Origin of the sequence: Terrimonas ginsenosidimutans (assembly GCF_022012415.1) — a bacterium.
Taxonomy (GTDB): Bacteria; Bacteroidota; Bacteroidia; order Chitinophagales; family Chitinophagaceae; genus Terrimonas_A; species Terrimonas_A ginsenosidimutans.
Window position 1 is genome coordinate 58,790 of the sequence record NZ_JAKLTR010000018.1, and the last position, 14,136, is coordinate 72,925.

The 14,136-nt window shown below is 46.4% G+C and carries 16 protein-coding genes; 7 read left to right on the plus strand and 9 right to left on the minus strand.

The window, feature by feature from the left end:
* Positions 1 to 35: 35 nt before the first annotated feature.
* Together LZZ85_RS22885 and LZZ85_RS22890 are read left to right on the plus strand one after the other, a co-directional pair.
* The gene (locus tag LZZ85_RS22885; RefSeq protein WP_237875697.1) at positions 36 to 698 is read left to right on the plus strand and encodes an ABC transporter ATP-binding protein; all 663 of its coding nucleotides are present in this window, start codon (positions 36 to 38) and stop codon (positions 696 to 698) included.
* Positions 699 to 728: 30 nt separating this feature from the next.
* Complete coding sequence (locus LZZ85_RS22890; protein ID WP_237875698.1) at positions 729 to 2,165, plus strand: TolC family protein; 1,437 nt, start codon at positions 729 to 731, stop codon at positions 2,163 to 2,165.
* Between the two features lie 158 nt (positions 2,166 to 2,323).
* On the opposite strand, the gene LZZ85_RS22895 is transcribed toward LZZ85_RS22890, so the two are convergent.
* The 3 genes from LZZ85_RS22895 to LZZ85_RS22905 form a co-directional block, all read right to left on the minus strand.
* The gene (locus LZZ85_RS22895) at positions 2,324 to 2,662 is read right to left on the minus strand and encodes a hypothetical protein (RefSeq protein WP_237875699.1); all 339 of its coding nucleotides are present in this window, start codon (positions 2,660 to 2,662) and stop codon (positions 2,324 to 2,326) included.
* 77 nt (positions 2,663 to 2,739) lie between these two features.
* A complete protein-coding gene (locus LZZ85_RS22900) occupies positions 2,740 to 3,201 on the minus strand; it encodes a PA2169 family four-helix-bundle protein (RefSeq protein WP_237875700.1) in 462 nt (153 codons plus the stop codon).
* A gap of 78 nt (positions 3,202 to 3,279) precedes the next feature.
* A complete protein-coding gene (locus LZZ85_RS22905) occupies positions 3,280 to 4,395 on the minus strand; it encodes a DNA topoisomerase IB (RefSeq protein ID WP_237875701.1) in 1,116 nt (371 codons plus the stop codon).
* Positions 4,396 to 4,559: 164 nt separating this feature from the next.
* Between LZZ85_RS22905 and LZZ85_RS22910 the strand changes: the two genes are divergently transcribed.
* Complete coding sequence (locus LZZ85_RS22910; protein ID WP_237875702.1) at positions 4,560 to 5,039, plus strand: hypothetical protein; 480 nt, start codon at positions 4,560 to 4,562, stop codon at positions 5,037 to 5,039.
* Entirely contained in the window at positions 5,032 to 5,412 is a 381-nt protein-coding gene (locus LZZ85_RS22915; protein WP_237875703.1) for a hypothetical protein, read from the plus strand. The genes LZZ85_RS22910 and LZZ85_RS22915 overlap by 8 nt, the downstream gene beginning before the upstream one ends.
* 131 nt (positions 5,413 to 5,543) lie before the next feature.
* On the opposite strand, the gene LZZ85_RS22920 is transcribed toward LZZ85_RS22915, so the two are convergent.
* Positions 5,544 to 6,746 (minus strand): NAD(P)/FAD-dependent oxidoreductase, encoded by a 1,203-nt coding sequence (locus tag LZZ85_RS22920; RefSeq protein ID WP_237875704.1) that lies wholly within the window; start codon positions 6,744 to 6,746, stop codon positions 5,544 to 5,546.
* An 18-nt stretch (positions 6,747 to 6,764) separates the two neighbouring features.
* On the minus strand, positions 6,765 to 7,598 hold the full coding sequence (locus tag LZZ85_RS22925) for a tryptophan-rich sensory protein (protein ID WP_237875705.1): 834 nt from the start codon (positions 7,596 to 7,598) through the stop codon (positions 6,765 to 6,767).
* 250 nt (positions 7,599 to 7,848) lie between these two features.
* Between LZZ85_RS22925 and LZZ85_RS22930 the strand changes: the two genes are divergently transcribed.
* A complete protein-coding gene (locus tag LZZ85_RS22930; RefSeq protein WP_237875706.1) occupies positions 7,849 to 8,154 on the plus strand; it encodes a hypothetical protein in 306 nt (101 codons plus the stop codon).
* A 33-nt stretch (positions 8,155 to 8,187) separates the two neighbouring features.
* Here LZZ85_RS22930 and LZZ85_RS22935 read toward each other — a convergent pair whose 3' ends face one another.
* Positions 8,188 to 9,222, minus strand: coding sequence for a LacI family DNA-binding transcriptional regulator (locus tag LZZ85_RS22935; protein WP_237875707.1), 1,035 nt, complete (start codon positions 9,220 to 9,222; stop codon positions 8,188 to 8,190).
* Positions 9,223 to 9,553: 331 nt separating this feature from the next.
* On the opposite strand from LZZ85_RS22935, the gene LZZ85_RS22940 reads away from it, so the two are divergent.
* A complete protein-coding gene (locus LZZ85_RS22940) occupies positions 9,554 to 10,873 on the plus strand; it encodes a gluconate:H+ symporter (RefSeq protein ID WP_237875708.1) in 1,320 nt (439 codons plus the stop codon).
* A 122-nt stretch (positions 10,874 to 10,995) separates the two neighbouring features.
* On the opposite strand, the gene LZZ85_RS22945 is transcribed toward LZZ85_RS22940, so the two are convergent.
* Positions 10,996 to 11,997 (minus strand): Gfo/Idh/MocA family protein, encoded by a 1,002-nt coding sequence (locus LZZ85_RS22945; protein WP_237875709.1) that lies wholly within the window; start codon positions 11,995 to 11,997, stop codon positions 10,996 to 10,998.
* 325 nt (positions 11,998 to 12,322) lie between these two features.
* Here LZZ85_RS22945 and LZZ85_RS22950 point away from each other — a divergent pair, with 325 nt between their 5' ends.
* Positions 12,323 to 12,721 (plus strand): cupin domain-containing protein, encoded by a 399-nt coding sequence (locus LZZ85_RS22950; RefSeq protein ID WP_237875710.1) that lies wholly within the window; start codon positions 12,323 to 12,325, stop codon positions 12,719 to 12,721.
* A 16-nt stretch (positions 12,722 to 12,737) separates the two neighbouring features.
* On the opposite strand, the gene LZZ85_RS22955 is transcribed toward LZZ85_RS22950, so the two are convergent.
* A complete protein-coding gene (locus tag LZZ85_RS22955) occupies positions 12,738 to 13,286 on the minus strand; it encodes a chemotaxis protein CheB (protein WP_237875711.1) in 549 nt (182 codons plus the stop codon).
* Positions 13,287 to 13,300: 14 nt separating this feature from the next.
* Positions 13,301 to 14,134 carry a CheR family methyltransferase gene (locus LZZ85_RS22960; RefSeq protein ID WP_237875712.1) on the minus strand — a complete coding sequence of 278 codons (834 nt, stop codon included), beginning with the start codon at positions 14,132 to 14,134 and terminating at the stop codon, positions 13,301 to 13,303.
* Between the last annotated feature and the right edge of the window lie 2 nt (positions 14,135 to 14,136).

Below are 14,136 nucleotides of genomic sequence, written 5' to 3' on the forward strand. Positions count from 1 at the left end.
ACATACATCAGGAGAATTGAAAAAATAACCACTTTATGTTAGATCTAAAAGGAATTTACAAATGGGTGAATGCGGGTAACAACCGGACATTTTTGCTGAAGGATATCAACCTGACCATTAATGAAGGAGAGTTTGTTTCCATCATGGGGCCATCTGGTTCGGGTAAATCGACCTTATTGAATATCATCGGCATGCTTGATGATTTTAATGAGGGGGAATATTACTTTCTTCATGAGTCAGTACACAAGCTGAAGGAAAAGCAACGGTCTGATCTTTATAAAAGATATATCGGCTTCGTATTCCAGGCGTATCACCTGATAGACGAACTGACTGTGTATGAGAATATCGAAACGCCGTTGATCTACCAGGGCGTTAAATCAGCTGAAAGAAAGGCGCTGGTAGCCGATATCCTCGACAGGTTCCAGATCGTTGGTAAGAAGGACTTATTCCCCACCCAGCTTTCCGGTGGTCAGCAACAGCTTGTTGGTATTGCAAGAGCACTGATCGGCAAACCAAAATTACTGCTGGCGGATGAACCTACCGGAAACCTGAACTCCGCACAGGGAGAAGTGATCATGCAACTTTTTAATGAATTAAATAAAGAAGGTGTAACCATCATACAGGTTACACACTCGGAAAAGAATGCGGCTTATGGTTCCCGGATCATAAACCTGCTTGATGGAATGGTTCAAAAATAAACACCGTTCCGAAAAATTAATATGACAACGATGAAACGAATATTGGCCTTAGGCCTTGGCGGGTGGATGCTGCTTATCTCAGGTAATGCCCTGGCGCAGGAAAAAAATGGTAAAGTACTCACATTGCAACAATGTGTTGAAACGGGATTGAATAACAACCTCGACGTATTACAGGCTGGTCTCAGGATGGAAACCGGCAAGATCAACTGGAACCAGGCGCGATTGAATATGCTTCCTGACCTGAATGCCAGCGCGGGAAGTGGTATCAACCAGGGACGTAGTATCGATCCTTTTACCAACTCGTATATAAATCAACAGGTAAATTATTCCAGTTATGGAGCAAGCAGCGGCGTCACACTTTTCCGCGGCCTGTCCATGCAGAATGCGGTCAAACAAAATGCGCTGGCGTATGAAGCTTCTAAGATGGACTGGCAACAGGTGAAGGATAATATCACGATCAATATCATTCTCGCGTACCTGCAGGTACTAACAAACCAGGATCTGCTTGCATTGGCGATGACACAATCTGCATTATCCCAGGAGCAGGTAAAAAGATTGGAGATCATGAATGCCGACGGAGCGATCAAACCTTCTGAACTATCGGATCTTCGCGGTCAGTATGCGAATGATCAGCTGAGTATCATTGGTGCTAAAAATTCACTTGAACAATCCAAGCTGAGCCTCGCACGGCTGATGAATATCCCATATGATAAAAGTACACAGCTGGAAAAGATCGATGCAGCTGCTTTTGCTACCCGCTATGATATTACGCCGGACAGTATTTATTCAACCGCGTTAGAGCAGTTTGCGCAGATCAAGGCGGTAGATCTCAGGCAGGCAAGCGCCTACAGGGGAATAAAAGTAGCCCGTGGCCAGTTGTTCCCTACGCTTAGCTTTAACAGCAACGTGAATTCCAACTATTCCAGCGCTGCCCGCAATAATATTTTCCTCGGATCAGGCGAAGTGCCCACCACGGATTATGTGATGATCAATGGCGCGCCATCATATGTGATCACCAGGCAGAATAATTTCGCTTCCGAAAAGATCGGCTATGGGAAACAGGTAAAGAATAATATATTCTATTCATTCAGCCTTAACCTTCAGATCCCCATCTTCAATGCATGGTCGCAGCGTAACCGCATCCGCCAGGCAAAGATCGATTTCAAGAATGCTGAATATGTTGCCAGCACAACAAAAACGCAATTGCAGCAATCGATCGAAGAGGCGCATATCAACATGACCACCGCTTCTGAGCGCTATAAGACTTTGCTGGAACAGGTGCAGGCGTTCACTGAATCGTTCAAAGCGGCTGAAGTTCGCTTTAATGCTGGTGTGGGGACATCTATCGATTACCTTATAACAAAGAACAATATGGACCGGGCAAACAGTAATTCAATACAGGCGAAGTATGATTATGCACTGCGGACAAAGATTTTGGATTACTATCAGGGGAAACAATTATGGTAGAATATACTTCGGTTACCTGACTCGAATTTGAGTATCGTAAGAGTATCGCAGAGATACACAAAGGGATCGCTAAGACGCAAAGTAATACTTCGCGAGCTCTGCGATCCCTTTGCGTTCTTTGCGATGCTCCTACGCAACCCGAAACAGATATTTCGGCATCAGCTCTTCGTCGTCTTTTTATTAATATCCTCCACTTCCTGCATAAACTTACCCACTCTTGGATCTGCATATGTTCCATATGCATCTGTCAGGAGGCCTTTTTCCCCGCCATCTGTTTCGATAGCGTAAAGGATAGAATTGTCATCAGGATCGCTGGCTCCCTCAAACCGGAAGAAGTTCAACACATGTACTTCCTGTGGTTTGTATGTTTTACCTGAATCCGGTGATTCCAGTCCTTCTTCGCCTACTTTAAAGTGCTCAGAATAGCCGTCTGCAATAAGTTTGTTCATGCAGGACGACAATGTTTTCATGTCTTCTTCTGTGGATTCAATTTGCATAAAGTCGATTTTAATGTGTCAGATAGGTTTAATGTTTATGGAAAGAGTGACTGATCATTCAGTCACTCTTTATGTTCTTATGCCGGTTGCGCATCGCGCATGGCTTTGATCTTATCATGCGATTTTCGCAGGCTGGCTTTCTGATCAGTGATCAGTTGGCGGAGTTCTGTTGGCAATTCTGCGTCTGTGGCCAGTGCCTGATCATAGGCTTTCTGAGCAGCATCTTCTCCATACTCACAGGATGCGAGGATCGCTTTACGGTCTTTACCCGTAAAGGTCGCTTTTACATCCATCCAGGCGCGATAGATCTTCCCTTTCACCGTTGTGCCATCCGCTGGTTCATTTCCGGAGATAGACACCTGCTTCGTTAGCTGATTTACGTAGTCACGGCTTTCTGCAGCCATGTTATCGAATAGTGCACGAAGATCGGCATCGGCGGGAGCTGTTTCCCTGGATGCTTTTTCATATCCTTCAATGCGGTCATTATTGATTTGTATCAGATCGTTCAGCACTTCTGCTGTTTGTTCATTCGTTTTCATAATCTTTGATTTTTCAATTAACAATCATTCACGCGGGAACAGGTCAAAAAATCATACCAGTGTGCCGGGATGTTTTTATCAGCTGCATTTCTCCAGGATCCCGAGCAGTAGCCGCTCTTTCGGGCTGAAATCCCCCTTGTGTGTACTTTTTTTGCCACAGTTACGGATGCATTTCAACAGTTTCTTTTCTTCGTACAGCTGAAACAGACTTGGGTGGATATAATATTTCTTGCAGATCGCCCGGGTGTTTCCCAGCCTTTCACTCACTTTGTCCAGTACTTCCAGCATGTTCTTTTTGATGAGTTTCTCGTCGGGGACATCGTCCATTCCGCGCAGACATTCAAGAGCTTCGAGTGTGCCGGCCCAGGTCCGGAAATCTTTCGCCGAAAAATCCCTGCCCGCCGCTTCTTTGATATACTGGTTTACCATACCTGAATCGATCGCCCTATGTTTGCTTCCATTTGTATAGAACTGGAAAAGGGTTTTGCCGGGCACTTCCCTGCACTGTTTGATGATCCGGGCCAGGCGTTTGTTGTTCAGCGTGATACGATGCTCGATCCCTTTCTTACCTGTAAAAACAAAGTCGATCTTTTCTCTGCCTATTTTTACATGCCTGTCCTTAAGAGTGGTCAGCCCATAGGAACCATACAATTTCTCATATTCATTATTACCCACACGTATATATGTTTTCTCCATCAGGTCAATGGCTGTGGCAACAACCTTTGTATCGCTCAGGTCGGGGGTGTTCATATCCTTTTTGATCTTCCGGCGGATCCTGGGTAAAGCCTTTCCAAACTCGAACAGGCGGTGGAATTTGGTTTCGCCACGCAACTCATTCCACTTCGTATGGTAACGGTATTGTTTACGCTTGTTAAGATCGAGCCCGGTTGCCTGTATATGTCCATTGGGACTGTAACTGATCCATACATCTGACCATGAGGGTGGAATGGCCAGTTTACGGATCCGCTCCAGTTGCTTTTCTTCTTTCACTGGTTTACTCTTATAGATGTAGCTATATGCTTTTCCTTTTTTTATCCGGGAAATCCCGGGTGTTTTATCTGACACATAAATGAGCTTGGCTGCTTTCGCAGCTTTTTCATGGTCTTTATCCAGCAATAGATGCTGACGGTGGGAGAGACGGACATTTTCTTTCACGCGGGTTGATTTGCTAAGGATAGGAAAAATGAATGCCACATTTTGTGCACATCGTGAAAGCCTTAACCATGCGGGCTTTCGGGGGACATCACAGGTACGTGTTGGGGAATTTGTTGGACAGGAAAAGGGATTGTTCAGCTGAGCTTCAGCGCAAAATGCATTGGCCCCTGATTTGAATTATGTGCAGAGTAAAAATTACTGTTATGACTCAAGACACAAATCTTCATTTTATCCGGGAAAGGATCAGCGAACTCAAAAATGCTATTATGTATAATAATAGCCAGGATGTACTCCGCGTACAGAATAATATCGCCGAAGCCGTAGAGGTGGATAAAGAAGGCGTGTTATGGTTTACCATTAAACGTCCTGCGGGTTACATGCAACAGTGCGAACAGGTGTTCCCGGCAAGACTCAATTTCTACAGGAAAGGGTTCGACTATCGTGTAGAAGTAAGTGGGAAAGCAACCGTGGTCAATTACATGTACAATGGTCACAAGGAAGATATCGTACTCTTAAGAATGGACATGAATGAGGTAGAGTACACAGAACCAAATGCAGAAAAGGCAGAGTCCCAGATCGAGAAATATGTAAAACAGGCATACAGCTGGTTCCTGCGGACGTTCTCCCTTGAGCATCGCGAGCAATCCGTTTTTCCAAAAGTTCAACATAGTACCTATGAGTAATGCATTAAAAATAATCCAGCAGAAGATCAATGCGATCCAGTCAGGACTGCTGAAGTTCCGCGTGAAAGACAGCCCCGTTTCCTTACAGGTGAAAGCAGCCTCCGGAACCGATCATTGTTTTGATTGTGTAACGGAAGATGAAGTGAAAGGGCTGCAAAACAAACAGGTAAGACTTGTACAGAAATACAAGGATGACTATATCTATATTACTGGAAAGGTGGAGTCTGTTGTTAAAAAAAATAAGACCATCATTTCAATCATTATACTTAAAGCATGTTGGTTTGTGCGTGCTTCAGAGGGAAGCTTAACATGGCTGGAGGAAAAACAGGTGTACGAGAGACAACCTGGAACTGCTTTGAAAATGGCTTCCTGATAAAATCGTACATTTTCCTAACGTTCTCCTTCGCCTTTGGGTATTTCTTTTGATTGACTTCACGAGGCGGCAAACACATATTCCGCGGTGGCCGGATGTCACTGAAGGATTAGCTATAGCGCGTTAGAGCTTTACCTGTTAAAGGAAAAAACAGGTGCATCATCATCCTTCTTTCCCCCGATCATTTGTTTGATCATTCTTGCTGCGATCACACTAAAGGTGATGCCATTCCCTCCAAATCCAAGTGCAAAGTAAGTGTGCGGTCTTTCTGGGATCGAGCCTATGTATGGTAACCCATCTTTTGTTGACGCAAATACTCCCGCCCATTTAAAATCTGTTTTAAAAGAGATCTTCGGAAATAAATCTGCGAAGGATCTCTCCAGATCTTTTGCTTTGCGGGACAGGATCTGATCCCTGTACAAAGGATCGGAGAATTCAACATCTTTGCCGCCGATGAGGATACGGCTATCATCAGTTGTCCGCAGATAGAGATACGGTGTTCTCGTTTCCCAGATCAATGCGTTCTTATGCCAGAAGTCTTTTGTTCCGAATGGTTCGCTGACGATTGCGAAGGTTGATTGCAACTCCTGAACTTTCTTCGGGATATATTTCTGCGACTCGTAACCGCAGGCGATCACGAGTTTTTTTGCCTTGATACGGCATTTCGTCGAAGTCAGCAGTTCAACTCCATTTTTCTGATGATTAATTTGTGTGATCTCTGTATTGTCATATACTTCCGCGCCAAGATCAATACATTCTTTCAGCAGGAGGTGAGTGATCCTGTAGGCATCTGCTTCTGCGCCGTCTTTGGAAAGGATGGCGGCAGGTTTGCGGAAGCCAAAGACAGATCTAAGTTCACGTTGTTCCATCCACTGCAGATCAAATCCGGCTTCCACGCGCAGCTCATATTCTTTCTCCAGGTTTTTGACATGGGAATCGAATGAGGCAAACTGAAGACTTGGCTTCAGCGTTAGCAGTTTATCATCTTTCAATTTTTTGCAGATCTTCTGCAGATCATAGATAGCGTCCCGGCAGAGCTGGTAGCTGCGTATGGCGTGGTCCTGCCCAACTTTTTTTATAAGTTGATGGAGCGGTGTATCGATCTCATATTGCAGCAATGCCGTGCTGGCGGCAGTGCTGCCGGTACCGGCATGCCTTCTGTCAACGATGACGACCCGATGCCCTGCCATTGTTAGTTCCCACGCAACAAGTGCTCCGCTGATACCCGCGCCAATGATCACGACATCCGATTTGATATTTTCTTGCAGCGAAGGGTAGGTGTTTATGATCCCATGGCGCAGCAGCCAGTAGGGATAGGGTGACCTGAGATCCATAAATGATATAGTATCAGATTACTTCAATGAATATTTAGCCTCGGGGAAGTGTGGGCCGGGGCGGTGATATTTCAGATTCAGGATAAACTGGATGATGCAGGCAATCCCGACAATGATCATTCCCGTCCATGCCGTCATGATCAGAAGCTGATAAAGTTCGGGGGATGAATCCTGGCGCTTCAACACTATTCCGTATAAGGCCCAGATCACCACGAGGCCGAAGCTCACGTTCTTCCGTACGAATACCATCATCAGTGTAATGCCTACAGCAATGGCGATCATGATCACGGTCCAGCGAACTGCGCTGATCCCCATCCCGTCCCAGTTTGCGGCAACGAGATAGATGCTGGTGTTGGCGATGGTAGCAATAGAGATCCATCCCAGGTATATGCTGAGCGGCCATTGTGTGCAGACGATAGAGCCCGACTCACGCCTCCGGTCCAGGATGCCCAGTCTCATATGTATCGCGATCAGCGAGCACAATTGCAGAATGATCATAAGCAGGGATAGGGCGATCCGGTCATTGGTCCAGAAGAAAAGCCATGACGCGGTTACGATATTATTGAAAATGAACCAGCCTCCGATGTTGGAGAGATCAACATTTGCAGGATGGTCCTTGTCATGTTTGAAGGCCATAATGATATGGTAGAGGCAGAAAACGCCCAGTGCAGTGTAAATAACTCCCCATATCGCGAAGGTGATCCCGGCGGGTGTGAAGAGGGATTCATAGCGGTCTGATACTTCTCCTACATCGCTGGCATTGATCAGGTTGAACTGGGTCATGTAAGAGAGACATACATGTACAAGGAAGAATAAAGTATTGAAAATGGCTAGTGATTTTATCCTGTTCATAACAGAGGCGTTTCATATATAACTAAAAAAATGATGCCATTCCGCAAGGTTGTACAGGAAGCGTCTTAATAGCTGCTGTTAACCCGGAGGCCGAAGGACGTAATGGAATTCCTGCTGAAATTTTTGCATCCGTTGAGGCCCTCTGCGTTTTTTGGGACAGCGCCAGACCGGATGGGACCGGTAATAAATTAGGGCAGGACTATTTTTTGTCGTAAATTGATATCAGCGCATTACTCTTCCAATCATTCTTATGATAGCACACATTCAATTCCGGCACCGCGGGCAGGATATTAAATCCCTCCTGGTCTTCAACTTCGGGGCCGTTAAAGACGTGATCGTTGTTGTTCCCCAAAATGCGGAGGTTTCAGCTGAATGTGCCAGCACTGATGAAGGTAACGAGATCATCTTCACCAGGACAGCCGGCGATGTGTGGGTTTGCCCCAAAGCGGGTATCAATCAATTTCCGGATACTTTTGCCGCACTCAGATCTGCTATGGAAGTTTACTTCAATCAGCGCAAATTTTCCTTTAAAAGACGCAGTGAGGCGTATGCATAAAGAGCAGGTTGCAGATCTTTTTATGCGCTGACACTATTTGGCTTCACTTTTCAGGGATGACTTTCTGATTATCAGCTCAGAATTCACGATGATCGTACTCGTGGTTTTGATGTCTGAGATCCCTTTTAAATGGTTCACGAGGTTACGTGCGGCTATCTCTCCGACATTTACACCGGGATAGTCAACTGTAGTTAATCGCGGTTCTACCAGTTTACTGATCGCATCATTGTTGAATCCTACTACCGCAATGTCTTTGGGTATGTTTATTCCATGCTCTTTCAGGGTTTGCATACACACGGCTGCGGAGAAGTCGTTGGTGATAAAAGCACCGTCCGGTCTTGGTTTCATGGAAAGGATCTGCATAGCAGCCTCCACACCGCACTGCTCACTGAGGTCTTTAATGAGTACAAGGTTTTTGCTATAGGGTATATTGCTGTCGCGCAAGGCATGTTCATACCCGCGGTGGCGTTGTGCGTATACGTTCCGTTGAAGATTTGCGGTGACCAGCACGATCCGTTCGCAGCCCTGGTCGATCAGGTGTTTGGTTGCCTGGTAGCCGGCCGCGTAGTTATCAATGATCACTTTAGTGCTATCTCCCTGTTCTTCCACACGGTCAAAAAATATCACGGGAATACCTTTTTCTTCGTATGGTTTGAAATGCTCAAGACTGGTAGTATCAAATGCGAGTGAAGCGATGAGCCCGTCAACCCGCTTATGAAAAAGGTTGAGTGCGTTGGCGGCTTCTTTAGTATAGCTTTCTGATGAGTGGGCAATGATCAGATCATATCCCGCTTCTGCAGTGATCTTTTCTATGCCGGACAATACGGAGGTAATGAAGTTACTGTTCAGCTCATGTACCATCACGCCGATCGTATTGGTCTTTTGCTTGCGGAGATTGCTGGCAAAGTTATTATGGCGGTAGCCCAATTCCCTGGCGGCTTCCTGTATCCGTTTGCGTGTATTCTTGTTGATGGCGGGGTGGTCCTGCAGACCGCGGCTTACGGTTGCGGAGGATAGTTCCAGTTTCCTGGCGATATCATAGATGGTTACGTCTCTTTTTGGCTTCATACCTCGTGTGTTGCAAACTGTTAGGCGGCGATCACCGGTGTTGGCCGTCCGCAGGATAAAAATACCATATTTTTAGTTCTCCCATCCCGGACGCCCAATCACCCTTAATTGAGTTTCAGGCGACGGGGCGCTCATTACACTGCTGAATAAGCTAGAAATATGGACAGCTTAGGTTCTTTATTGCCTTCTTACCCTTCGGAGGCCGATCCATACGGGCGAGGCTCCAGGCAGGGTAAGAAAGAACAGAAATTGTTGCTTAACTTAACAACTTTGGCTGTCAGCGACAGTCAATGAACAACCCCAAAATCTTTCTCAGCTTAAATTCATCCGGATGGTATTGCTTGTAGTCCTTTTCGCGATCGCACTTCAGGTGTTCCTAACTGCCAAAAAGATCAGTCCGTTCCTTTCATTGCTGATCGTCGCCATAGTAGCGGGTCTGCTGCTGCGGATGTCACCCGCGGAATTGCTGTCGTCGATGGAGAAGGGCGTGGGAAGCACATTGGGAGGCCTTGTGCTGATCATCTGTCTCGGGGCTATTCTGGGTAAATTACTTGAGGCAAGCGGAGCGGCCACCCAGATCACGTCGTCGCTCGTGAATGCGTTCGGCATAAAATATATCCAGTGGGCTGTTCTGCTGACCGGGTTCCTGGTTGGTATTCCGCTTTATTATAATGCAGGGTTCATCATCCTTGTTCCGCTGGTGTTTTCTATCGCTAAAAGAACATCGCTACCTCTTTTGTATCTCGCGATCCCGATGGCGGCTTCACTTTCTGTCACGCATTGTTTTCTTCCGCCACATCCCGGTCCGGTATTACTGGTGAATGCATTCAAAGCAGATATGGGGTTGACACTCATATACGGTCTGATCATTGGTATTCCGATCCTGGTACTGGCTGGTCCCGGGCTTGGCAGGCTCATGCGCCAGATCAAACCGGCTTCGGGTAAATTCTTCTCTGATGAAAATGAATCGCCCTTTGATAAACTGCCCGGGGCGATAGCGAGTTTTTGTATTGCATTATTGCCGGTATTCCTGATCAGCCTGGCTGTGATCGCGGGTAATTTCCTTGAGAAAGAGAATGTTGTCCGACAGGTATTGATGTTCGTCGGAGATTCTACGATTGCATTGCTGATCACTGTAATGCTCGCCGTTTTTTATTTTGGAAGAACAAGTGGCAAGCCCACGGCTGAACTGATGAACTGGGCTGGTAAGGCTGTCGGAGATATTGCCATGATCCTGCTCATCATCACTTCCGGTGGTGTATTCAAGCAGGTGCTGACGGATAGCGGTACTGCGGACTATATTGCTTCCCTTAGCAGTCAATGGGCCATGCCGCCACTTGTTTTTGGGTGGCTGGTGACGGCATTGATGCGGCTGATGATCGGTTCCGCCACTGTATCCGCCATCACCGCAGCCGGGATTGTTGCGCCGCTTGTATTATCAGGAAAAGCTTCTCCGGAACTGATGGCGCTGGCTGTAGGAGCCGGAAGCGTGTTCGGATCGCATATTAACGATACTGGTTTTTGGATGTTCAAAGAGTTCTTCGGCCTTTCGTTAAAGCAAACCTTCAAGTCATGGAGTGTGATGGAAATGGTGATCTCTGTCCTGGGGTTGATCGGTGTGCTGCTGCTGGATCTGTTCATAACAGCGTAATAGATAATAGTAGCGAAGGACGCAAACTGACTGCAACGCTGAGTATTTTTTCAGCGCTTGCGGTTCCTTTATGTCCTTCGCGAGAAACTGTTACGCAAGTAGATTATATATCGTTAATGACGCTACAGTTCAACAGTATCTGCCTGCGGGTATACAACTTTGATCTGCCGTCTGATCTCATCGAGTAATGTGATCAGATCAAGGCTCATCGTATGCGAATGATCTTTGCTTTCCAGTTTGTTTTCTTCGAGGCAGCGCAATACTTCTTCCGTTTCATAATGCATGCCATGACCTTCCCATGAGCAAGGATAGATGATCTTTCCTTCGCCTTCGATATTTAACTCAATGCCGGTAGCTTTTTCAAACCATGGATGATGGATCTTTATGGTTCCTTTTTCGCCTATGATCTCTGCAGGTGCATCTGAATTAGAGATCAGGGATGATTCGAGCATCGCGTAAGCGCCATCACGATACTGCAGCATCATGGAGCAGGCTTCATCGATATGTTCATCAGAAAGCTTTGCGATCGCTTTGACAGATCGTGGTCTTCCTAACAGCAATAAGCTGAGGTAAACGGGATAGATGCCCAGGTCAAGCAATGAGCCACCACCTTTTTCAGGATCGAAATAGCGGCTGTTCTCATCCGGCGGAGCCTTGAACGTTGTGGCAGCTTTTATTGAAAGGATCTTTCCGATCATGCCCTTATTGATCATCTCCAGCGTCAGTTGAATGCTGGGAAGGAAACGGATCCACATGCCTTCCATCAGGAAGGTCTGATTGGTATTTGATGCCTCTATCAATTGCCGGCACTGGTCGGCATTGACGGTCATCGGTTTTTCGCAAAGCACCGGTATTTTTCGTTGAAGGCAATCGAGCGCCTGTTCAAAATGGTCCGGGTGCGGTGTAGCGATATAAACCACATCCGGTTGCACCTCATCAAGCCAGTGCGCGGGATCGAGGGAGTAATGCCTGATACCGAACTCTTTTGCAAAAGAGGTAGTGCTGTCTTCCGAGCGCCCAAGCAACGCTACAATTTCCTGCTTTGTTGAAAGCAAAGAAAGATCGTTTACAAAAGTGCGGGCGATGCTTCCTGGTCCGATAATGCCCCAACGCGTCGTTTTCATACCTGTGATTTTGTATAAACGCAGCTAACTATATGCCATCTTATCCATGGTAAGCGCTTACCAATATCTATTCTTATAACTTTAGCCGGACAGGCATCATTTTCAGTGTTTACCTGTAGATACAGCCAGCAAATACATGGTGTAAAAAGGAGGTATAATGCCTGGAGATAAAGCGATGTGTATGCTGGAAAATAAGTCTTGTGGAATTTGTTGCCTTTAATGGGTATTTTTTAAATAAGATGGCGTAACAGATCTGCCTGAACCTGTGGTTATGAACATCAGACAGCCATGGCATAGTTTTTCGCCACTATAGAAAACGAGAAAAATGGAAATCAAGCGAAATGAAGCGACGATGAATCGTCCAGACGGAGACCGGGTGATCGATGCTCCTTATGTGTTTGTGGATATCCCGGCGGTGATAGATCAGATCAGGCGGGAGAAGGCGTGGGAAAAGAATGACCGTAACGGTATCACTGTTTTTAAGTCATCGGAACTCTCGCTGGTGGTGACGGCCTTACAGGCGTCAGCGGTCCTCGATCATAATAATGTGCAGGCGCATATGACAATGCAGGTGGTAGAAGGGGACGCCCGTGTTACTACAGCTGATGGTGATGTGGATATGAAGAGTGGCAATATCATCGCCTGTCATCCGGGGGTACCGCATACCGTACAGGCGATCACCGACGTGATCCTGCTGATCACGATCTACAATCATATGCACTGACCTGTGGACAGATCGTTCAGGCGAGCCGGAGAATGAACTGCATGATCTCATCCTTGCGCAGTACATGATCTGCCTTGCCCTGAAGCAATGCCTGTTCAGGCATATAGCGCACCTCGGCTTCTTCCGGAGAGTGTACGACGCTGATACCGGAATGGCTTCGTACATAATTCAATCCGTCTGCGCCATCGGCATTTGCGCCGGAAAGTAATATGCAAACCAGCCTGTTGCCAAACACATCTGCACCCGATCTGAATGTGACATCAATGCTGGGGCGGCTGAAGTTGATCTTCTCTGAATAATCCAGGGAAAAGCTGCTCTCGTCTTCAAACAATGTATGGTAATCCGGCGGGCACACATACACACATCCTTTTTCGATCGGTTCTTTATCTTCAATTTCTTTTACGGTCAGTGTGGTTTTGGTTGCCAGTAATTCTGCAAGCCGTGAGATTCCCTGAGGATCACGGTGGAGAACGATCAGGATCGGTATATCAAAGTCAGGCGGACAGTTTCCCAGCAAATAAAAGACTACCTGCAGGCTGCCAGCCGAACCTCCGATAATGATCATCGAGGGACGGGAGTTTACTTGATCTTTCGCCATATCTTTTCTCTTCCGATGATCTGTTTATAATTGGGTGCTATGCTGGAGAAGCGGATATTTTCTTTTGTACCCAGTGCGAGAAAGCCGTTGAATTCAAGACTGTCATCAAATAGCTTCAGCACGCGATTCTGAAGATCTTTATTAAAATAGATCAATACGTTCCTGCAAAAGATCAGCTGGAATGAATTGAAAGAAAAATCTGTCACCAGATTATGTTGCGCAAAAATTATCTTTTCACTTAGCCGGGAATCAAAGCTGGCGAAGTGATAGTTCGCGGTGTAGTAAGACGAGAAGTCCTGTGTTCCTCCGGCAAGCATATAGTTCCTTGAATACTGCTGCATCTGGCTCAGGGGGAAGATCCCTTTTCTTGCTTTAGCTAATGCTGCCGGATTCATATCCGTAGCATATAAAAGCGATTTATGGAGCAACCCCGCTTCTTTCAGCAGTATCGCCATTGAGTATACTTCTTCCCCGGTGGCGCATCCCGCGTGCCACACTTTAATGAATGGATAAGTAGCCAGTACCGGTATGATATTATTGCGAACGATCTTATAAAATGCGGGATCACGCAGCATTTCTGTAACGGTGACGCTGATCTCTTCCACCACATGTGCAAAGTATGCCGGGTCTGTCCGCACGCGATAGCGCAATTCGGCAAAGCTTGAAAGCTGGTCGATGGTGATCAGTCTTTCTATGCGCCGTCTGAAGGAAGCCCTTGAATAATCGCTGAAATCATATCCATGTGTGAGATGGATATCATTGATCAGGAGCGTCAGGTCTTCTTCTGTGATCTGTATATCGGATGGTTTGTCCAAGT